The organism is Cupriavidus sp. GW823-FHT06D04, assembly GCF_058795055.1.
Genome location: NZ_JBXAHL010000059.1, coordinates 1 through 21,240 on the forward strand (window position 1 = coordinate 1; position 21,240 = coordinate 21,240).

Genomic DNA, 21,240 nt, shown 5'->3' on the forward strand with positions numbered 1-21,240 from the left:
ACCCGGTAGGAAGGTGTCCCGCTCGGGACATTCGGATTCCTGCTGCGAAGGTGTCCCAGCGGGATGCGGCCTCGCGCTTACCCGGTAGGAAGGTGTCCCGCTCGGGACATTCGGATTCCTGCTGCGAAGGTGTCCCAGCGGGATGCGGCCTCGCGCGTACCCGGTAGGAAGGTGTCCCGCTCGGGACACTCGGACTTTCCTGCGAGGGTGTCCTGGGCGGGAAGTGCCTCGCGCATAGCCGGTAGGAAAGTGTCCCGCCCGGGACACTTCAGTGGACAAAAAACCCGCCAAATGGCGGGTTTAATGAGATAGTCACCCCAGACTAGGCGCGGGATACGCTGCAGGGCGTTTTGGGTCTGTCACTCGGGTTGTATGGAGAACATCTTCCCGATGTATTCGCGTAAGTTAGCTTCCTGCGCCTCAGTGACTACACCTGCCTTGAACTTGAACGTGAGACCCTTGACGTCCTTCGTGATGCTACCGGCTTGAACATTGCCTGAGAAAATTTTCAGAATGCTACGACCGCCGGCATTCGCAGTCGGAACTCCTCGGGTCACTTGCGCGGCGATAGACGGTTCGAGTTTGGTCTGGACAAGGTCTCCCGAAACAACAAGCGGCCACAATTCTCTTGCCGCCTTCAATCCGTTTTCGCCAGTCTTCTTCAATACGTTGGCCACAAGCTGCGCGGCATGTGCCCCCAACAAAGCAGGATTCAGGTCGAGGTCCCGCTTGATGAAATCTGGCAGTTCGTCGAACGATAGATATTTATAGAGTTCGCTCCGAGTGACGCCAATCACTTCAGCGAGACGGGTGCGGTTTGGAAACTCGGACTCTGCGCGTCGCACCGAAATAGCAATTTCGTAGTCTGAGAGGTCATCGCGAGTTACGTTCTCCATCAATGCGAATGCGGCCATGTCCTGGTCTGAGCATTCAATAACGACTGCTCGAATCATCTCCAGATTGAGCAGCTTATGCGCGCGCCATCTCCGTTCCCCTGCAACCAATTGATATGTCTCGCCGACCCGGCGAACAGTCACAGCTTGCAGGAGGCCCGCTTCCGCAATCGACCGTGCCAGCTCAGAGAGCTTTACTTCGTTGAATTGGCGTCTCGGCTGCCACGGGTTCGGTACGATAGCCGAAACCGGTAGTTCGGATGGCACGCCTTTCGCCTCGAGCTCCTGCACTCGAAGCTGTGCCGCAGCCAACGCGCCTGCCATCCCCGGCGCCGTCTCCGTGCGAGTGGTCGTTCTACGAGTAGCGTCCGGCGTGCGCTCCGCCGTTGAGCGGATGCCCGCTGTCTTAGCAAGCATCTGTTCTCGAATGTTGCTCATTGTGCGGGCCTCCATTGCTTCACGAACATGTCATCAATCCAGCGGCAGTACTCGACCAGGGGCTGCCGGACGCGCTGAAGCGACTTAGACTGGCTGTGAGAGCTGCTGATGTCGAACACCGTGGTGAATGCAAGTGCACCGGAGCTCATAACCGTACTTGCAGGCACCTCGAAGGGGTCAAGCCAATCTTTGTATGCCCCCTGCGCCCAAGTCCGCACTACAGGAGCCGCGGATTGGGGGCCATTATTCACGCGCGTCAGCAGCACAGACACGAAGTCGTATGTCTTGTCCGCCTCAAACTTCATGAACGATTTTGCAACGTCAGAGAATAGGCGCCAGAACGAAATCGAACTGAACAAGTCAAGGTTCTCCGGGACCATCGGCATTACCATGGCATCTGCCGCCAGCAATGCATTCAGGTTCAGATAAGAGAGCGATGGTGACGTGTCGATAATGATGTAGTCATACTTCTTGCGCAAAGGCTCGAGACCTTTGCGCAAGACTTGCCAGAACCGGAAACCAGGAATCTTGAGCTGCATTGCGGGCAGGTGGTACTCCGCCGCAACCAGCTCTGTGTGAGCTGGGATAAGGTCGAGGCCATCCCAATAGGTGGACTGAATCTTCGATTCCAGACTGTCTTCGTGCCCCTCAATGAACGGCAGAACAGTATTCTCAGCAAAGACTTCCTTCTCCGCATAGAGACCGCAAAGCTCCGACAATGAGGCTTGCGGGTCCAAATCCACAAGCAGAACCCTCCGACCCCGCAGACTCAAGCCCTGCCCCAGGCACATCGTTGTAGTGGTTTTGGCCGAGCCACCCTTCAACTGCGAAGTGATAATGATTTTTCCTTCAAAATCACTGGGTCCGGCCTGTAGCGGAGTCTGATAGATGTTGGATACCTTCTGCACCCACTCGCGCGCCTCAGGTAGAGTAAACAGCCGACTGCGCGACCGGCCTGTACCGGTAGACTGACCTTCCGGCAACATCCCATCCCCCTTGGTAGCCAGGTATTGAACCTGCTGCCGCGTCAACCCGCAGAGCTCCGCAATCTCCCCAGTGGTAAACATGGGGGCAACCTTGCGAGGTCGCGGTGCCAAGATATGGTCCCGAAGTTCATTTGCGTAGTCAGTGACGACGGAGGCAAAGGTGCTGATTTTCTCGAGCGAAACCTTTCGGTCTTTGGGTAACGGTGTACTGACGTTCGCCATTTCTGAGTTTTCCCGTGAAAATGAGGTTAAACGGAGAATACATGAAAAAATGGAAAACTTCCTTGTTCTAGGCACATCCTGTACTTCCACGAAAGCCTAAAGTGCATTTATCTGCTCTTCACCAAGTGATGTCCTTGCTTTCGAGCAACTCGCGCTGAGACCCCCAATATGAGCCTGCACAAAATCTCTCACCTTTGCACTGCGCAGAGAACCTGAAGTCAGATTGATCTTGGGAGTTGAAGGTGAGAGATTTTGTGAATTGCACCATGGTCAGTGCGGACCAAGCCCACGGGGATGGGCAATGGATGGAAGGCTTCTGCGGCGCACACAGCCCGCTAAGGAAGTCAAAGGTGAGAGATTCTGTGCAACTTACCCAAAGGCGACCTGGGCACGGGGCGGGACGGAGCACAAAATCTCTCACCTAAGACAGACCAGACGGTGGCGAACGGCAGTAGTGGGCAAAGTACTGCCAGGCAAAGGTCTCAAAATCTCTCACCTTCACTGCCTGCGCTCCAGCTACGCCAGGAATGATGAGAAGCAAGGTGAGAGATCTTGTGCAAATGAAATCCCAACCACGTCAACCACAAGTAGCTGCGTGCACAAAATCTCTCACCTTCAACTGCTACCAATCAATGCCGCTTGAATCTTGCGACGAGGACCGAATAGCTCGCGTAGTCCTGTCCTGTAACAGCTTGCGCAAATCCAGGGGGGCGGCCAAGTTACCGCTCCTGGCGGGCGGGCTACTGGAGACGTGCCCGAGGTTCTGAGCGGCCCGTTTTCTGTCGTCCCTGTCTGTTTGTGGGTTGTTGTTTACAAAGAAAAACCTACAAACCTACAAACAAGAAGAATACTTGTGATTTAAAAACAAGCACTTAGCCACTGAGAGGAGAGAGAGTTCAGCCTCAAAAGTGAGAAGTTTTGTGCGCTACGGTGATAGATTTTGAGGATGAAGGTGATATGCGACCCCGGAAAGGTGAGAGTTCGACGATATCAGGGCCCGCAAAGTGAGAGATTTTGTGTCACGCGTGTGAATAACTGTTGTTCTCCCTTATCAGACAGGAACTTATCCACGTTCGTGCTAACGGACAGGTGAGAGGATTTGTGCTTAGGTGAGAGATTCTGTGCGTGCGGCAATCGGCGTGAAATGAGGGTGATATTCGTGGATTGACATATCACCTGCATCTGCTACAGTCTCCTGCAATTTTGTGCGTCAGGCAGCCGACAACAGGAACCGGGCATGACCAGCAGCATAGACCGGCGGGTCACCTCTCTTCAGTACGCTCTCGATCTGTTTGTCGAGATGGCGCCTGTGCAAAAGCCCATTGACGAAGTCAAGAGCGACCAGGACATTGGGTTTCACAAGAACACGATTTTTGCCCGCATCATCGGGCTTGGCATGGTGGCTCGCCGCTTCGTCGACGCAGCCTACTTCATCGTTGCTCAAGAACCAGAGTCTCGCGACAGCTACGAAGTTTCGCTCAGTTTCTTCAAATGGCTGATGCGGTATGACAGCCGGAACACCAAGCACTTCTCCGCGGTCATCCGGGAGGTCAAGGCTTCCATGCTTGAGGTGACGAACGCCCCAGTGGAGACCGTCGACGGAGCAGGGCGCATCGTAGAGGATTCTGAATCTCGTGATGAGGAAGACGAGCTAGAGGACCGGGTGAATTCCCTCCAGGTCTCCACTGTCAGCAACGAGGATGGGGATTGGTTAGAGCTCATCGGACGTGTGCGCGTGCGCAACGGCTATATTCGCTTCCGCGTCCCAGAAGAGCTGCAACGGCTCATCAAGGACCCAGAGAATTCTTATTGGACCAGCCTGCTGGTCACCTCGCGGTTTACGCTCATCTACGCCCGAGGAATCTACGACCACGTTCTGCCTACTGTGGACAAGGGGCGGACGGACTGGTTGCCGCTTCAACTCGTGCGAAACCTACCCGGTAAGTCCTGGGCGAACAACAATGAGTTCAAGTTCTTCAAGCGAGACTACTTGGAGAAGGCGGTTGCACAGATTAATCAACTCTCGGACATCACCATCTCGTACGAGACTAGGGCAGGAACCCCGAAATCGCGCAAGCAGGACCAGATTCGGTTCAAGATGGAGCGCAAGGAGAGCGCGCAAGCATCCAAAGCCGCAATGCTCAACTCGGTCGCATTGTTCCAGACGTTACAGCGCGAATTTGGGCTGACGGACCGGCACTTTGACCGCATTGCTTCAAACCGAGAAACTTGGTCTGACGCAAGGATTGAACAGGCCATCGAGTACGTTCGCCGAGAAATCCGCCGCGGCAACAAGATCACGCGTGTCGCTGGCTATCTGATGAAGGTTATCGACGCTGGCGGCTTTGTTTCCGAAGCTGACAAGGAAGTTGACCGTATTCAGGCCCAAATAGCCGCCAAGAGTTCTGCTGAAGATGTGGCTAAGACCTCGACGCAAAGCGCAGTCGCTGCGAGCGTTGCTGCGGCCGATGCGGCGGCAGAGAAACGCCGGGCCGAGGAAACGCGCATGGCCATGGAATTCTTTGCTGCCGCCGACAAAAAGATGCGAGACGAGCTCGTTCGAAAGTTTGCCACTACGAACACTATCGGAATACGGACCATCGAGCGGCAAGGCCTCAAGCCCGCTGACGTCAGCGAAGCTAACATCATGGACCGTCCGACGATTGCTGCTTCGTTCTGCTCCTTTGTCGCGGGTGAAATGAGGAAAGCGGCGCGGACGCGCTCAAAGAACCAAAGCAGCCTTATCTAGCAGAGAACACGACAGCCGGTAACCCGCCCTCGAAATCAACAATGGAGCTGCAACAGCTCTACACCGACACTTCGGCTAGGCCAACGGGAGTCCACCGTGACCAAAAAAATCGGTACCTTCAGCAAGTCACCCAAAACGGGAGCCGCCAAGGGGGCGGCCTCGCCGGCGGCAGTCGCGAGCTTTCTCGAGTCCAGCGCTATGGTCGGGCGGGACCTGGCTGAGGAGACTACGCCAGCAGCCTCCCCGGCCGTGACTGGACAAGCTGCGCGAACCGCACGGGCTTCAACTACCGCGGACCTGGACGAGAACAGCGTCTATCGAACGGTCAACGTGAAGCTCAACAAGCGCCGGTACACCAACCTGAAATTGCTGAGTACGATGACCGAGACGTCCATGCAGCAATACCTGGTGGAGCTGGTCGACGAGCTCATCGAGCGTAACAAGGACATGCTGCCCACAATCAAATCCCGCTAGATCCTGACCTTGCAAACTTTAGCTACTGGCTCCCCCGCCGGGTCGGGCCTTGACCACGGTGGCATTAATCCAGAGCACATTGCGTCCGAAGCGCTCACCAAGCTGGCGGATATGGCCACGACGTAGGTGCGTCGCGGGGACGCGTGGGTACCGCCGTCATCGCCGCGCGTGTCCGGGGTTGGCGCGGGGGGAGGTCCAGGACCTTGTAAGGGTTTTAAACTGTAGGCGGATTCTGCGATCAAATCTGATCATTTACACCCGCGCGGCGGCGTAACGGCGTCAGGTGCAACTACTTTCGATCAGTGAGTTAGCGGTGATGTTACGAAACAACGTTCCTGTGGGGCGCTGCGCACGCTCTACGAAGCAATTGATGAAAGTTGCCAAGCCTGTTTGAGTCGCCAGAACCTGATCGCCTCAAGGTCGGATCCAGCCACTCGCGTTTCCAGAATGGCGAACAGACATCGGCACGATTCAGGATCAAACAGGGCATCCAGGGCTGTCGCTTTCCTGAACTGATCTGGCAAGAACTCAAGCAGCGCGGCTATAAGGGCAGTCCCGCCTGCGTGCAGAGTTGCGTGACCCGCCTCCTCTTTCCGCTGGGCAAGACCCCGCTTGTCCTGAAGCCCACGATGCCGATGCCGTCGGCCCGACGCGTGTTCGGATGGCTAGTCGGATGGAGGAACCTCGCCATCGAGGAGCCCAAAAGCGCGGACCACGAGCGGTTCGTGAAGGCGCTGTGCAAGATCGAACCCGTGGTGGGCGAGGTCCGCAGTCTCGCGCGGGAGTTTCTCGGACTCATGCACCGGCGAAGTGTGCTGCATTTCGATCGATGGTTGAAACGTTTGTCGTGCTGCGACGCTGAGGAAATGCGTCGGTTCGCGCAAAGCCTGAGCTCCGACTTACCGGCTGTGCGGGCGGCCTTCAGGCTGCAATGGAGCAATGGCCAGACGGAGGGTCATGTCAACCGGCTCAAGCTCCTCAAGCGCCAAATGTATGGCCGCGCCAATATCGAGCTTCTGCGGCTGCGGGTATTGAAGCCGAACTAAACCGGCCTGCCTTGTCCTACTGGACCCGCTAGTCCGGTCGCTATCGTCGGCGCGTGAGTTCGTGCGGCCAGGACGAGGCTGGCGTGCTCGCTTACGTTAGTCAGTAAGAAGAACGGTGGTAGTGGGGCGAAAAAGACGCCGGCAAGGGTCCTCCACGCGAATTCGCCGTCGTCACACAAATTGCGGAAGACCCATCTTTAGTACACTTCACGGCCACCGCAATGGCGTCCCTGCCGGCGAACACCTCGATCGGCTCACGTCGCTCCAGATCGACGATGATTGTTCCGTACTGGCGACCGCGCGCGATCGCCCAGTCATCGATGCCGACGACCCGCGGTCGTGGTTTGCGCTTGCGCCCAGAAGCTCTTCGCAATTCCCGCAGCACGGTGTCGGCACTGGTGCGCAAGCCCAAGGCGTTAGCAAGCCGGGCCGCCGCCTCACCACCGAGGGCGTGGCCCAGCGCGTGCAAAGCGCGAGCCTGCGATCGCGTACGACGTTGATACCGGCCCGCCAAGGCGTGGATGTTCTCGGCAAACGTACGACGGGGGCAATTGGCGTTCGTACACTTGAAGCGACGCACCTCAATAGCGAGAACGACCCGCTGCTCGAGCATCGGACGTTCTTCCAGCCTGTGCACATAGCGGCCGTGGAGTCGGTGACTCCAACGATGGCAGCCAGGACAACGTGCCGCGCGAACCATACTGCAGGCTTCGACAGTAATGGTCTCCCCGCACGCATCGCTGGAGACGAAGCGCTTGCCCACACGGGCGAGAATACGATCGATCCCACCGAGAACTTGCCTCATGGTAACGATCAACGTACGGCCAAACCGGCCGGGAATCAAGCCCTCGACTCGGCCGTCACACAAAGTGCGGGAGACCCACGATTACTACACTTCACGGCATCCCAGCGCTCTGTGGTGCAAGCCTCTGCATCCGCTGACTGGAGTGGTGCGTTGGCTCAGCGGCTTTGACGTTGTCGAACAGCATGAGCATTCGCGAGAGATCCTAACGAAGCTGGCGGAAAGGGTAGGGCGGGTCGAACGACATAGCCGCCAACTCGTTGTTGCGATGAGGGCCGAAAGGCAAGTTGTCGCGTTGCTGCCTGCTGCAGTGAGAAAACTTGAGTCGTGAGAGACGAAACCTGCACAGCCCATGGTGCGGAGCGACATTACTACGCAAACGTACCGCGATTACTACAGTTCACGACTTCGGGAAGAGTCATGACTTCTGTATAAGGAAATGAGGTAAACGTTCGATATTGGCCGAAATTGTGACCGTCATTGGCGGAAATAGCGATCTGCAACAGCTGCTGTACTTCACAGCGATGTCGGCGCTCTAAAGAAGCACCTCTAGCGAATGAAACAGCCGTCGCTTGTTCGGCTCGCTCGAGCGCTCCATTTCATGAATCACCTCGCGAAAGCACTCGAAAAAGCAATTAGCGGCGGGGCTCATTCCCACATCCTTACGCGACATGATGCAAACCGTCGACTGATCAACGACTTCCCGCAGTGGTAAAGCGGTCAATCCGTCTCGCATCAAGCCTATTTCAACGAGTGGCCATGGATAGACGCCCAGCATATCTGTTTGCGTGAGCAGCCCCAGCCCGACCGAGACGGAATGGGCGAGATGGATGGTTTTAGGCACCTGCACTCCGTGTTTCCTGAATAGCGCCTCCAGCATCGGCGCCTCCCCGGCGGGATCCCAGGTCAGCAGCCATTCTGCCTCTGTCAACTCGTGCAGCGTTCGGCTGTTTCGCTTTGGATGATCCTTGCGCCCGACTATTGCCGCCTGACTGGAGAATATGGGAACGGTTCGGAACTCGGAACGCACCGGCTCGTCTGGTGCGCGTCCTATCGAGAAATCCAGCGTGCCGTCGCGCAACAATGGCTGAACAATTGCCAACAGTCCCTCGTAGAACTCGAGCTTCACCTCGGGCATCAAAGCACGGAATTTGATGACCGTCGGCGGCAGAAAGGTCAGCGCGACCCACGGCGTCACGCCGATCGTCAGCTTGCTGGCGTTCGCGCCATGCATCATCCGGATCTCGGAATCCGCCCGCTCGAGTTGCTTCAGCACTGATTTGGCGTGAACTTGCAGTGCACGCCCGTACTCGGTCAACGAAACACCTCCCGAGTGGCGATGGAGCAACTGTACGCCTAGGTCGGCTTCAAGTTCGTGTAGCGCCTTGGTCACAGCAGTAGACGATACGCCGAGCGCACGGGCCGCCGCCCGAACCCCGCCGGTGTTGACAACGGCATTCAGCGTTTTGAGTTGGTGAAGTTTCATGGAATAGTGTTCGGTAGGTGATAACCAGTGGTTTGCACTTTAACTGCTGCTTGGCTATCGGTCAAAGCCGACTCTGAATATGCTCAGTCACCAAATGAATCAACCGGAAGGTGACATGGAGAACAGCGTAATTCCGCCGGGGCTCGGCGCAAGTGAGGAAGAAATGATTGACTTGCGGCGGCAACTACATGCGCGGCCCGAACTCGGGTTCGAGGAGTTCGAGACCAGTGATCTCGTCGCAAAACGGCTGCAGGAGTGGGGCTACGAGGTACATCGGGGTCTGGGCAAGACCGGTGTTGTCGGACAACTGAAGCGCGGCGATGGAAAGCGCCGCATCGGTATCCGGGCCGACATGGACGCGCTGCCCATCCACGAACTGACGAACCTGCCCTATGCGAGCCAGACACCAGGCAAGATGCATGCATGCGGCCACGACGGCCACACCACGATACTGCTGGCGGCCGCCAAGTACCTCGCACATGAAGGCTCCTTTAACGGCACGCTGAATCTCATCTTTCAGCCGGCAGAAGAAGGCCTCGGAGGCGCGAAGAAGATGCTGGAGGATGGTCTGTTTGATCTCTTTCCGTGCGATGCGGTTTTCGGGATGCACAATCTTCCGGGACTCGACACGGGCAAGTTTGGCTTCAGGCCAGGGCCGATCCAGGCTTCATCCGATACGGTGATCATCACGGTCAAGGGGCGAGGTGGACACGGCGCGGTGCCACAAAAGGCCATCGATCCGATCGTTGCCGCCTCACATATTGTGGTGGCCCTGCAGACCATCGTGTCGCGCACCGTCGCGCCTCTCGAGATGGCGATCATTACGGTGGGATCGTTCCATGCCGGCGACGCACCGAACGTCATTCCCGAAACGGTCGAGCTGCGACTCTCGGTGCGTGCATTGAAGGCCGAAGTGCGCGCGCTTCTGCGTGAGCGCATTATCGAAGTAGTGCACGCACAGGCCGCGGTTCATCGGGCATCCGCAACCATCGATTACCGAACCGGCAACCCGATGGTGGTCAACGACGTTGAGATGACCAGGTTCGCGCAGCAGGTGGCGCTCGACTGGCTTGGCGCCGATCGAGTCGTCGTCGACATGGATCCTGTCACCGGCAGTGAGGACTTTGCATATTTCCTTGAGCAATGCCGCGGTAGTTATCTGTTTATCGGAAACGGCGACGGCGAAGGTGGATGCATGTCACACCATAACCCTCACTACGATTTCAATGACGAGTGCCTGACAACGGGTGCTGGGTTCTGGGTGAAGCTCGCCGAGAAGTTTCTTGTGTAGGAATCTGGTTGCACTGACCTTTTGGACGGCGTGCCGGCATCAGTGTGGCCGGCTGCCGCTCAAAGCTAAAAGCAGACCAATTAGCAAAACGATCAATTGGTCATGGAACACCATTGGAGACAACAACATCATGGACGATATAGGTTTGCGAAACACGCGAGGCGCGGACGGAGGAGCCGCGCCCACCAGAGCAAGTGCAGGTGAGCGCGCCCGCAAGACGAAGTCGATCGCGGCGATCACTATTGGTAATGGTATCGAATTTTTCGATTTCACGACGTACAGCTTTTTCGCCCCCATCATTGGTAAGCTGTTCTTCCCTACCGGGGATCATCTGACGCAGTTGCTGCTGGCTGCAGCATCGTTCGGCATCGGTTTCATCACGCGACCGCTCGGTGGTCTGGTCATCGGCGCATATGCAGACCGTGCGGGCCGTAAAGCAGCGATGAATCTCACGCTGACACTGATGGCCATAGGTTCAGCGCTCATCGCCTTTGCGCCGACCTACGCAACTGTGGGCCTAGCTGCGCCGGTGCTGATACTCGGTGCGCGATTGCTGCAAGGCTTCGCACTCGGCGGTGAGGTCGGTTCCGCGACCACGCTGCTGATGGAGTTTGGCGGTGACCGAAAGCGGGGGCTGTACGGCAGTTTCCAGATCCTGAGCCAAGGCATCAACACGGTGTGCGGTGCGCTGCTGGCGGTTACGCTGAGCACCTTGCTGTCGCAGGATGCGCTTGAGAGCTGGGGATGGCGGGTGCCGTTCGTGATCGGCGTGGCTGCTGGGCTTGTCGCGATCTACATCCGCCGAAATCTTCGGGAAACGTTGCCTGAGGCCGTTGATTCGGAAGCGATCGAACTCTCCAAGCCCATCAAGGATGTCTTCAAAAATCACTCCAAGGGCCTGACGATCGGCATCCTCACCACGATCGGCGGCACGGCGGCCAACTACATCGTGGTCTATTACATCGCGTCGTACGCGGTGCAAGTGCTGAACTTTCCCATGTCGCTGTCACTATGGGCGCCTGTTGCTGCAGCAGCGATTATGGTGGTCTGCGCACCGATCGCTGGGATATTGTCCGACCGCATCGGCCGCAAGCCAGTCCTGGCGGTTTCGCGGCTGCTGCTCATCGCCGCGATCTATCCTGCCTTCATGCTGATCCACGCAATTCCGACGTTATTCGTCCTGGTCAGCGTGTGTACTGTTCTTGCGATCCTGTCGACGTTCACCATCGTCCCTGGTCTTGTGCTTCAGCCTGAACTGTTTCCTCGAACCGTGCGCGTCACAGGGATGTCGATTGTCTACTGTACTGGTGCCTCAATTTTTGGCGGATTTGCCCAGTTTTTCGCGACCCTGCTGATTCAGTTGAGCGGCAACGTGTTCTCGCCCGCGTGGTATCTGATCGGCTGCGGTCTCCTTTCCCTCACACCGCTGCCGTTCATGAAAGAGACAGCAGGCCGGCCTATCGATTGACGCAGCTTGCTAGTGCTATCGCAAATATTGCTGCGCTGACCCACCGCTATCCCTTTCATTTTTTCCTGGGAGCCTTCTATGTCTATTGTCATTTCTCGCCGCGCTGCTTGCCTATATGCAGTGTCCGCGCTGGGCCTGGCGTCCTTGCCAGTGCGCTCGCAACCCGCTTTCCCTGCCAGACCGATCCGGCTGATCGTGCCGTTTGCGGTGGGGGGCTCCACTGACCTGATCGCACGTGTGATCGCCGAAGCCCTGCGCAAGGAATTCGGGCAGGCCGTGATCGTCGAAAACCGAACTGGTGCCGCCGGTATGATCGGCACCGAGGCGATTGCCACGGCCGCCCCGGACGGCTACAGCATTGGCATCGGTACTGACAGCACCTGGATGGTCAACCCGCTCTTCTCGGGCAAGGCGGCGAAAGCCAACGAGCGGCTGCGCCCTTTCAATCTGGTCGGCTTGTGGTCCATGCTGGCCGTGCATCCCAGTTTCCCCGCCAAGGACTTTGTGGGCTTTGTCGCCGAACTCAAGCGTAAGCCCGGCGTCTATAGTTGCGGTGTGCCCGGCGTGGGCAGCTCCGGCCATCTGTTTGTCGAAGCCTTCAACGAAGCACTGGGCGTGAAGATCGTTGCCGTTCCCTACCGCGGCAACGGGCCAGCAATGACCGACAGCGTTGCTGGCGTGGTCCAAGTGGTGATGGACTCACTGCCGTCTGCAATGCCACATGTGCGCACAGGTAAGCTGGTGCCGCTGGCAGTGAGCGGCGCGGCGCGCCAGCCCGAATTGCCGCGCGTGCCCACCTATACAGAACTTGGCCACGCCGACTTGAATGAGCGAGCGGTTACCCGGCTCAGCCTGGTCATACCGAACCAGGTGCCCGCGCCCATTGCCGATGCCTTGCGCGCCGCCGCTGCCCGTGCTGTGCAACAGCCCGACGTTCAGCGTCGCCTGCAAGAGATAGGAGCGCAGTCCTCCATTGGCGACGAGCAGGCCTCGCGGCAGCTGATCGCCTCCGTGCTGGAGAAAAACCGCGCCCTGGTCAAGCGCGCCAACATCACCGCGCCGTAACAGCCTTCGCTGTACCAGTGCATCTCAGTCTAAGCAAACTCAGCAAATCGTCGCGTTGCGCTTGGTGTGCCCACTCATCCGAGCGGAAGCTGTTGAGCAATCGTTTCAATGAGTTCGCTCAAAGATACGCTTGATCGCAGTAAGTTAGTTCACTTTTTCAGCCATGCCGAATAGCCCCATCTCAAATCGCAAATCTCCTTCTATCGTGGTGATGGGAGTTTCCGGCTGCGGCAAATCCACTGTTGCCGAGGCATTCGCACAGGCACTCAATTGGCCACTCTTTGAGGGTGACGTTTTTCACCCGGCACTGAGCATAAGGAAGATGTCGGTAGGCATTGCGCTGACCGACGACGACAGGGCTGGGTGGCTGGATCATCTGGCGGGTCTGCTCGCCCCCCGCAACGACGTCAATGGCATAGTGCTGACCTGCTCGGCGTTGCGACGCAATTACCGTGACCGTCTACGTGCAGGCAATTCACAGTTGGGATTTGTATTTCTCGAACTGCCCTATGAAGCCGCGCTGCAGCGTGTGCAGTCCCGCTCCGGACATTTTTTTACTTCGGCACTGGTCGCCGATCAATTTGCAACGTTGGAAAGTCCGGTAAGCGAGCCGGACGTTCTCATGGTTAATGCCATGGATCCGATTGACGTGCTGACGCAGCAGGTCGTTGCCTGGGCACAGCGCAGTGGCTGGGCCCCCTGCGACAGTACAATGACTGTGGGCTCTTTGCTCATGGATTCTCGCAACCAAACCGAGCCTCATAAGTCAGAAATTTGGCGGACAAATGGTCTATGCTTGAGCGATAGTCATTGAGGGGCGCTCATGCGGGACGGGCGCAGCTTGGCTCACAACACGCTTGAAGAAATGCGCATCCTTGTGGTGCAATGCATGGCCGAGGGGGAGCATCCGGATGATGTCGCGGCGTCGTTCGGGATGAATCGTTCGTGGGCCCAACGACCTCGCGAAATTCGGGCCGCAACGCCGCCACGCGACCCTGGTGGCAATTGTAATGGAGGCCTGTGCGACGGTCACCGACGAGATCGTCGACCTGCATGACCGTATCTTCGTTGATCGATTTCCCGGACAGGTGAAACTGCTGTTGGTGCTTTTTCTTCGCGATGTTGAACAGTCGCCCACAAGAATCGTCGTTAGGAGCAATGTCTTGTCAACGGCTGGCTCGCCTGTCTTCAGATGGGTGAAATGGCGAGTGAAACCGGTCCACCCGTCGACCTCCATCAGCAGTTCGGTAATCTTGACGCGCGGCAACATCAGGGCGGTCTGGTCGATCGGATGGGCAGCGGCAACAGACGACTCTGTCTGAGCGCGACGAACTTCTCCGCTGGCAGCAGCTACTCGTCGAAGTCCTTGAATTGCCGCGAGCCCTGGACCCAGATGTCGCCGGAACGCAGGCGATTGCGCAGTTCGGACAGTGTGCACAATTCATAGTACCGGCGATCGATGCCGTTCTTGGCCAGCGCCGATGGCTCCCAGCGTTTCTTGACGAAGGACGTCGGCGCATTGGCCGGGACCTTTCGCGCATCGTTGAAGTTCATCGTCCGGATCGTGTCGACGGCTGCCAGCACGTCCTTGGCGGCCGGCGCGGCACGCAGCTTCAGGATGTCGAGAGACTCCGGCACATAGCGACGCAACGTCGAAAAATGGTCGCCCACCAGATGCAGGAAATCGAACGATTCCGGCTGGGCGATTTGCTCAGCTTCGGTGACACTCTTGGTGAACGCATGCTATGGCATCGCCGTTTCGATCGCCTCGAACGCGTCGCCGCCGTCCGGCCTTGCCACGGCTGGGCGCGGCCTGAGCGTGGTGGCCCGTTCTCGCGACAGCGCGAACGGGCCGGCGGGAAAGCGCCTTCAGAACAAGTGCTTTACACCCGGGTACGCCATGCGCGAGCGCGCACCGGCATCCTGCGCCGAGAGTTGCGCCGAGCCGTTGATGCCGCTGAGCCAGAAATTCTAGCGCCCATTAGCCTGGTTGCGCAACTCCACCAGGGTCAGGTCGAGCGTGGTCCGGCGGCTCATCTTGTACTGGTAGCTGAGCGACAGCATGCGCGCGCCGGTGCCATTGACGGTGTTGCCGTTCAGGTGCATGGAGAACGCCTGGCCGTAGGTCATGGAGAACACGTGGGGGCCCGTTTCATAGTTGACGGGAATGCCGAAGGCGTAACGGTCCTGCGTGGTGTTGGCAGTCCTGTCGTGCACGCGGTTGCGGTCGACCACCGCGCCAAAAACGCAGGCCTTGCCAGGTGTAGCCAATGGCCAGGCGGTCGGCGGTCTGGTCCAGCGCGCCTGCCGTTTGGGCCGGCAAGGTGCCCTGGCTGTTGCGCTCCATGTGGAAGTAGCCGATCTTGAGGCCCCTGTTGGTGTAGGTCGGCCCGAGATACCACGTGTGATTGCGGCCGTTGCCGGGTTGTTCGGCATCGAACGAGTACGAGGCGATGCCCGAGAAGCCAAAGTAGGTGGGCGCTTCCCAGCGCACGGTGTTGTTGAGGACGTTGCCGGCAAAATACGTGCCGTTGATGGTCCCCAGCACGTTGAGCGAGTTGGCCGCGTTTGGCGCGGCATCGAACGCGCCATGCGTATCGTTGATGAACCAGTGATGGCTGAAGTAGACCGACTGGCGGCCCAGCTGCAGCCGACCCCAGTCGGCGTGGTCGAAGCCGACGTAAAAGGCGCGCGCGGCCCCTTGGGCTCCGGTGTCCGCGGAGAAGTCCCATTCCAGGTGGTAGAGCGCCTTGAGCTGGCTGTTGAGCTCTTCCTTGCCGTCAAGGAAGAAAAGGCTCGTGTTGTTGGTTTCGCGGTCGGCGCGCCCTGTTGAACTGCCGGCGCGTCCCGCGCCGGTGGTGGACGTGGCATCCAGGCCCAGCTTGATTTGCCCGCCGAGCAGCACGCTCTGCGCGTGTGCCGGCACCGGCAGCAGGGTTGCCGCGCAAAGCAGGGCGGCGGCGCTGCCGGGTACGATCTTCTTCATAAATCTCCTCCAGGTTTGATTTCTCTTTGCTTTCTTTGGGACGCGGCCGGCCGCCCCGTCAGCGGCCGGCGCGCCAGGCTCTGGCGCTAACCCGCATATTTCGTGCTGAAGCTTAAACACCCGAGCTAGTGAGAAAGCACGAGTGAAATGGCGTTGGGGGCGTCTTCTCTGCCTGTTTTGCGAGCAACGTGCGTCGCTGCGGCCAAAGATCCCCCGACCCCATGTGTTCAGCATGGAGTGGAAGGCACCGTGTTTGAATCAGCCGGAGGCGAAGCGCTGTGCGGCGAGCAGGAAAGATTCTTGATGAGGAAACGCGCTGGCAAGAAAGAAGCGAATCCGGCGGGTGTTGCGCACGATGACGGCACCAACTTTGAGTAAGCGGCAGCGCAAGGTCCAGACCTGGGCGCGGGCCAGGTCGGTGCCGCCAGGCCGATCGTACGCAGGCGCTCCATCAGCACATAAGCCAGCGAAGCCAGTAGGAGACGGAACTGGTTCGGCCACCAGAGGTGGCAACTGGTGCGGTCGGCGAACAGGCCGAGCTGACATTCCTTGATCCGGTTCTCCATCTCGCCCCTCGCGCAATAGCCGCGTTCGTAAAGTTCCTGCGGTGCATTGGCGAGGCTGGTCACGACGAAGCGCGGGTTGGCGCCTGGGCATTGTGCTCGGCCTTGACGATTACGCGCCGCAGGCGGGACCAGGAGCCGGCCTGATAGGCAAACTCACTGAAGTGGCGCTGCGGCGCCTGGGTCGCTTCGAAAGCCTGGGGTAGCGGCCTCTCGCCAGGACTGCGAGAACGTGAGCAGGCGTGAGTTCTTGGCCAGGCCGACGACATAATCGACATCGTGGCGTTCGTACCAGGCCATCAGCAGCGGACGACAGAAGCCGGAATCGCCTCGGAACAAGATTCGCACGTGCGGTGATCTTGCCCCCGAAGAGTGGAGTTCTTAGCCCTATGTTCAAATACGAGCAAGGAGCTAAGACATGTCAGGCAAGCAAACGCGAGCGAAATACTACAAATTGGAGGCGGTTCGCCAAGTGAGGGCCGGCCAATCGATTGCGGTCACGGCCAAGGTTCTCGGCATTGCCAAGGGTAGCCTTGGCGCTTGGATGCGTCAGAGTGAAAAGGGAGAACTGGCGGCAGGGACGATTGGCAAGCCGGTGACCGTCACGCCTGAGCAGATGGAGCTGGCTCGGCTGCGGGCGGAGAATGCGCGCCTGAGAATGGAGCGCGATATCGCAAAAAAAGCCGCGGCGCGTTCAACCGGTCGTCGCAACACCGATGCTGGCGTGTAGTTTATCGGCGGGCGTCATAATATCCAACGTCTTTCTCGGGCGTTGATTCAACTGCAAAGCGATCCTGTCGAGATCAGCTTGTGAACAGCCGTCCAAGGGGGTGTCTTTGGGAAAGTATTGACGCAGTAGGCCGTTGGTATTCTCGTTTGTGCCGCGCTGCCACGGGCTTTGTGGATCGCAGAAAAACACCTGCACGTCGGTCGCGACCGTGAATTCCTTGTGCTGCGCGAGTTCCATGCCACGATCACAGGTGACCGACCGGCGCAGTTGCGCAGGCAGCTTGCGAACCTGTTTGCTCAGCGCGGATACAACGCTCTCAGTGTCCTTGCCGTTTACTTTTACGAGGATGGTGAAGCGCGAATGACGTTCTACCAGTGTCGCAATGTGCGTGTTGTTCGAACCGCTCAAGAGGTCGCCTTCCCAGTGCCCCGGAACCGCCCGATCCTCGGCTTCTGCCGGCCTCTCACGGATCGATACTGCTTCAATGATCTGTCCACGCGGTTGCCCCTTTGCTGACGCCTTCTTCGAGCGGCGCATCATTTGGCGCGTACGCAGGTGCTTCATCAGCTCCGCCTTCAACACTCCGCGCGCCTGAAAGAACAGGCTACGGTAGATCGTTTCGTGAGGGACCTGCATGGCTTCGTCGTCGGGATATTGCAGTTTCAACCAACCGGCGATCCGCTGGGGCGACCAATTTAGAGCGTGTTATGCACTTTGCAGAATGGGGACTGCATGAACAAGCATGAGCATGGCGAAGACGACGAAATGCAAGCCAGCCAGGGTTTCTGGCAGACGTTCATAGTCTCGTGCGAGCCGGCGAAAGCGATTGGCCCAGCCGAAGCTGCGTTCCACAACCCATCGTCTGGGCAGCAGGACGACGCCTTTCTTGGCTTCGGGCAGTCGAATCACCTGCAACTCTATGCCTTCATTGCGCGCCGCCTCTGCCGGCTCTTCACCGGTGTAGCACTGGTCTGCAAAGGCAACCTTCACAGTTTGGCCGCTTGCACGTTGTACCTGTTGCGCCAGTTCTTGGACTTGAGCCCGCTCTTGTTCGTTGGCGGGCGTTATATGTACCGCGAGCAAGTAGCCGAGCGTGTCGACGGCCATATGAACTTTGCTTCCCCGCTTGCGCTTGTACCCGTCGTATCCGGCCCTTGGTCCGCTTTCACATGTCGACTGCAACGTCCGACCGTCGAGAATCACGGCGCTGGGCTGGCTACGACGACCCTGTGCAACACGCAGTATCGAACGCAAGTCGCTCACCATTGCTTCAAAGCACCCCGCGCGCAACCAGCGCTGCGTTTGCCGATAGACCGCCTCCCACGCGGGAAATTGGTCGGCAGCAGTCGCCAGGCTGCTCCCGCACGTGCTATCCAGCGCAGCGCATTGAACAATTCGCGCAACTCATGCTTGCGCTGTGGAGCGCCCTCGTCCATCAGCATCAAATACGGCGCTACAAAGTTCCATTCCTCGTCCGACACGTCCGTCGGGTACGGTCTGCGTTTCGTCATCTCCCTATGACATGAGCCGTGACGAAAAGTGCATAACACGCTCTTCTATGAGCAGTCTTTTGTCAAGCCGCGTTCCAAACTATCAAATTGCTTCATATGCAAAGCCTCCACACCTCGGGAGATCGGGGCGGTTGGGGTTGCTGTAATCCACGATGGCCTGAAGCCGCTTCTTGCGCTCGTGAGCCTTAGCGGCTCACCACCTTCTATCCGCTGGCGTTGGAGCCAGCCTCATCCTGATGCGCGTTACGCCAGCAATTTGGGAACATGCCCCATCTAGAAGAACGGTTGCTTTGCAACCCGAGCGTGTTACGGGCACGTTCACTTCCGACCATATGCACTTCGTATTACATTGTCCAATGACTGTCGCTGCTACCCTCCCTTGGGTGGGCTAGGCTGGTTTCAAATGGGCGCCTTGGGGGATTACTCCATCCTTCAGATAGCGCCATAGTGCAATTGCGAGACGTCGCGCGATCGCGACGATCGCAATTCGTCGGGCCCGGCGATTTGGTCCAGTGCCCTGGGTACGCTGGTTGAACCATCGTGTCAGCGCACTCTCTGGTTGGTAGCGAATCCAAGACCAGGCCATCTCAACCAGCAACGCCCGCACTCGTCGGTTGCCCTGCTTGCTGATTCCTTGGTCTACACGGCTCTCGCCGCTGTCGTAGGGCTGAGGCACGAGGCCAACGCACGCACCAACCTGTCGGCGGTTGTCAAACTCGCGCCAGAACAACTCCAATACCAATCGCGCTCCGCCAACTGCTCCGATGCCATTCAGGCGCGTGAGGTGACCGATCTTCGCGCGTGCAGGCTCGGGCAGACTCGTCGGGCGCGCTTTCTCTAGTGCCGCCAGTTGCTGTTCAGCCAATGCCAGCCGCTCGCACTCGCGTAGCAACCGTTCTTGGAACTCGACCGGTAGTGAGGTGCCGTCGTGACACCGTACCTCGTCGCGAGCGAGCCGGGCTGAGAATTTCTTGCTGTCGACTTCATCCCAGCAACCGAGCGTGGCCAGTAGCTTACGCATGCGGTCGCGGTGCTGCAGTACCTCTTTCTGCAACTGCCCACGATCGCGCATCAGATGGCGGGACGCTTCATCCTGCAGCGACGGCACGTGGATTGCCCGCATGCGGTCGCGCTCGCCTCGTAGCCATGCACGCAGATTGAGGACCAGTTTGATGGCATCGAGCCGATCCGTCTTTGCGCGTCGCTTCTGGCGTTCCACGGGAATGCTCGCGGGATCGACCACGTAGCATTCGATGCCGCGAGTCCGCAGTGCCCGGTAGATCCAGAACGCGTCCTGCCCGGCTTCGTAGCTCACCACGATCCGCGTGCCCATCGGCAACGACCACTTCTGCCTATGCCGTTCGACCAAGTCTAGTACCGCTTGCAGGCGCCGCGCAGCATCCGGTTGCGCGACGGTGTGGACCGCCGCACTATTGCGCAGACCATCCTGGAGTGCAACCTTCCACTTCGCGGTAGCCAGTTCCAGTGACACCGCCAGCACAACTTCCTCTGGGTGTGATCTATCTGCCTGATCTGTGCGCATGATGCTCTCCTTTGAGCAACCCTCGACTCGCTGATTTTAGGTATCAGTTCGTCGATCTCCCCCACCCCCTGCTGCATAGGATCTAGCTGCAGCTTGCTCGCAACCAACTGGCACAGCCTTGCGTTAGCGGCGAGACGGCATGGCTTCGGTCGTTTTGCCCGTTCCCAGGCGTTTGCATCCGCCAGTGCCGCCCGGCATTTCGTCAATCCACCGCCACGCGCAACTTCGCGACTGATCGTCGATGCAGATCGGCCCAAGCTACCCACAATCTGACGCAACGACATGCCTGCGCAGATGCCACGCGAAATTTCCTCTCTTTCCGCTAATGTCAAAGCCTGCGGTGACCGTTTCCTCGTCGTCGGCATGATTCCGCCGTTGAGCCTTACGATCGCATGGATTGACGCTGCGTGCTTGCCAAGTGAGCGCCCGATGTCGCTTAACGATTCACCATCCTTCCATCTACGCCATAGCATTGCCTTCTGTTCAGGCGACAGTCCACGTCTTCTCTTCTTCAACTACTTTCCCTCCTGGGTCGGTATTAGACCAGAAGGTGTTGCGACGACCGGTTGAACGCGCCGCGGCTTTTTTTGCGATATCGCGCTCCATTCTCAGGCGCGCATTCTCCGCCCGCAGCCGAGCCAGCTCCATCTGCTCAGGCGTGACGGTCACCGGCTTGCCAATCGTCCCTGCCGCCAGTTCTCCCTTTTCACTCTGACGCATCCAAGCGCCAAGGCTACCCTTGGCAATGCCGAGAACCTTGGCCGTGACCGCAATCGATTGGCCGGCCCTCACTTGGCGAACCGCCTCCAATTTGTAGTATTTCGCTCGCGTTTGCTTGCCTGACATGTCTTAGCTCCTTGCTCGTATTTGAACATAGGGCTAAGAACTCCACTCTTCGGGGGCAAGATCAGATTTCGATATTGGCGGAAATTGTGACCGCTATTGGCGGAGATAACGATCTGCAACACCAGTTGCGCAACGTCTAGT

Annotated in this window: 14 protein-coding genes and 8 pseudogenes; 9 read left to right on the forward strand and 13 right to left on the reverse strand. The window is 58.4% G+C overall.

The genetic code is table 11. The features are described from left to right. Window positions 1-359: 359 nt before the first annotated feature. Both AC1Q7H_RS36995 and AC1Q7H_RS37000 read right to left on the reverse strand, forming a co-directional pair. A complete protein-coding gene (locus tag AC1Q7H_RS36995) occupies window positions 360-1,331 on the reverse strand; it encodes a ParB/RepB/Spo0J family partition protein (protein WP_492316759.1) in 972 nt (323 codons plus the stop codon). Further along, window positions 1,328-2,539, reverse strand: coding sequence for a ParA family protein (locus AC1Q7H_RS37000; RefSeq protein ID WP_078201874.1), 1,212 nt, complete (start codon window positions 2,537-2,539; stop codon window positions 1,328-1,330). Before AC1Q7H_RS37000 ends, AC1Q7H_RS36995 begins: the two co-directional genes overlap by 4 nt. A 1,237-nt stretch (window positions 2,540-3,776) precedes the next feature. Between AC1Q7H_RS37000 and AC1Q7H_RS37005 the strand changes: the two genes are divergently transcribed. The 3 genes and pseudogenes from AC1Q7H_RS37005 to AC1Q7H_RS37015 all read left to right on the forward strand — a co-directional run. Continuing rightward, on the forward strand, window positions 3,777-5,288 hold the full coding sequence (locus AC1Q7H_RS37005) for a replication initiation protein (protein WP_492316758.1): 1,512 nt from the start codon (window positions 3,777-3,779) through the stop codon (window positions 5,286-5,288). Between the two features lie 96 nt (window positions 5,289-5,384). Further along, window positions 5,385-5,762, forward strand: coding sequence for a hypothetical protein (locus tag AC1Q7H_RS37010; protein WP_492316757.1), 378 nt, complete (start codon window positions 5,385-5,387; stop codon window positions 5,760-5,762). A gap of 491 nt (window positions 5,763-6,253) precedes the next feature. After that, window positions 6,254-6,808: pseudogene (locus tag AC1Q7H_RS37015) on the forward strand (ISL3 family transposase); the annotation flags it as partial. A 100-nt stretch (window positions 6,809-6,908) separates the two neighbouring features. Here the strand turns inward: AC1Q7H_RS37015 and AC1Q7H_RS37020 are convergent. Beyond that, entirely contained in the window at window positions 6,909-7,613 is a 705-nt protein-coding gene (locus tag AC1Q7H_RS37020; RefSeq protein ID WP_492316756.1) for a transposase, read from the reverse strand. Window positions 7,614-8,145: 532 nt separating this feature from the next. Continuing rightward, window positions 8,146-9,096, reverse strand: a complete 951-nt coding sequence (locus AC1Q7H_RS37025) for a LysR substrate-binding domain-containing protein (protein ID WP_492316755.1) — start codon at window positions 9,094-9,096, stop codon at window positions 8,146-8,148. Window positions 9,097-9,211: 115 nt separating this feature from the next. Between AC1Q7H_RS37025 and AC1Q7H_RS37030 the strand changes: the two genes are divergently transcribed. The 5 genes and pseudogenes from AC1Q7H_RS37030 to AC1Q7H_RS37050 form a co-directional block, all read left to right on the forward strand. Next, the gene (locus tag AC1Q7H_RS37030) at window positions 9,212-10,387 is read left to right on the forward strand and encodes a M20 aminoacylase family protein (RefSeq protein ID WP_492316762.1); all 1,176 of its coding nucleotides are present in this window, start codon (window positions 9,212-9,214) and stop codon (window positions 10,385-10,387) included. Window positions 10,388-10,517: 130 nt separating this feature from the next. Continuing rightward, window positions 10,518-11,855 carry an MFS transporter gene (locus AC1Q7H_RS37035; RefSeq protein ID WP_492316754.1) on the forward strand — a complete coding sequence of 446 codons (1,338 nt, stop codon included), beginning with the start codon at window positions 10,518-10,520 and terminating at the stop codon, window positions 11,853-11,855. Between the two features lie 237 nt (window positions 11,856-12,092). Further along, the gene (locus AC1Q7H_RS37040; RefSeq protein ID WP_492382342.1) at window positions 12,093-12,920 is read left to right on the forward strand and encodes a tripartite tricarboxylate transporter substrate-binding protein; all 828 of its coding nucleotides are present in this window, start codon (window positions 12,093-12,095) and stop codon (window positions 12,918-12,920) included. Window positions 12,921-13,083: 163 nt separating this feature from the next. Continuing rightward, window positions 13,084-13,734 (forward strand): gluconokinase, encoded by a 651-nt coding sequence (locus AC1Q7H_RS37045; protein ID WP_492316752.1) that lies wholly within the window; start codon window positions 13,084-13,086, stop codon window positions 13,732-13,734. A 9-nt stretch (window positions 13,735-13,743) separates the two neighbouring features. Beyond that, window positions 13,744-13,884: pseudogene (locus tag AC1Q7H_RS37050) on the forward strand (IS630 family transposase); the annotation flags it as partial. A gap of 96 nt (window positions 13,885-13,980) precedes the next feature. Here the strand turns inward: AC1Q7H_RS37050 and AC1Q7H_RS37055 are convergent. The 4 genes and pseudogenes from AC1Q7H_RS37055 to AC1Q7H_RS37070 all read right to left on the reverse strand — a co-directional run. After that, window positions 13,981-14,705 (reverse strand): annotated as a pseudogene (locus AC1Q7H_RS37055) (Tn3 family transposase); the annotation flags it as partial. 186 nt (window positions 14,706-14,891) lie between these two features. Continuing rightward, window positions 14,892-15,155: a porin gene (locus AC1Q7H_RS37060; protein WP_492370406.1), complete on the reverse strand. Its 264-nt coding sequence runs from the start codon at window positions 15,153-15,155 to the stop codon at window positions 14,892-14,894. After that, window positions 15,073-15,906 carry a porin gene (locus tag AC1Q7H_RS37065; RefSeq protein WP_492316750.1) on the reverse strand — a complete coding sequence of 278 codons (834 nt, stop codon included), beginning with the start codon at window positions 15,904-15,906 and terminating at the stop codon, window positions 15,073-15,075. Before AC1Q7H_RS37065 ends, AC1Q7H_RS37060 begins: the two co-directional genes overlap by 83 nt. Window positions 15,907-16,164: 258 nt before the next feature. Further along, window positions 16,165-16,817: pseudogene (locus tag AC1Q7H_RS37070) on the reverse strand (transposase). Between the two features lie 70 nt (window positions 16,818-16,887). Here AC1Q7H_RS37070 and AC1Q7H_RS37075 point away from each other — a divergent pair. Further along, window positions 16,888-17,154 (forward strand): annotated as a pseudogene (locus AC1Q7H_RS37075) (transposase); the annotation flags it as partial. Between the two features lie 9 nt (window positions 17,155-17,163). Here the strand turns inward: AC1Q7H_RS37075 and AC1Q7H_RS37080 are convergent. The 5 genes and pseudogenes from AC1Q7H_RS37080 to AC1Q7H_RS37100 all read right to left on the reverse strand — a co-directional run. Beyond that, window positions 17,164-17,892 (reverse strand): annotated as a pseudogene (locus AC1Q7H_RS37080) (IS30 family transposase); the annotation flags it as partial. A gap of 12 nt (window positions 17,893-17,904) precedes the next feature. Continuing rightward, window positions 17,905-18,710: pseudogene (locus AC1Q7H_RS37085) on the reverse strand (IS5 family transposase). Between the two features lie 388 nt (window positions 18,711-19,098). After that, on the reverse strand, window positions 19,099-20,196 hold the full coding sequence (locus AC1Q7H_RS37090) for an IS110 family RNA-guided transposase (protein WP_492316761.1): 1,098 nt from the start codon (window positions 20,194-20,196) through the stop codon (window positions 19,099-19,101). Then, the gene (locus AC1Q7H_RS37095) at window positions 20,082-20,726 is read right to left on the reverse strand and encodes a transposase (protein WP_492370407.1); all 645 of its coding nucleotides are present in this window, start codon (window positions 20,724-20,726) and stop codon (window positions 20,082-20,084) included. Before AC1Q7H_RS37095 ends, AC1Q7H_RS37090 begins: the two co-directional genes overlap by 115 nt. Window positions 20,727-20,832: 106 nt before the next feature. Further along, window positions 20,833-21,099, reverse strand: a pseudogene (locus AC1Q7H_RS37100) (transposase); the annotation flags it as partial. Window positions 21,100-21,240 lie beyond the last annotated feature (141 nt).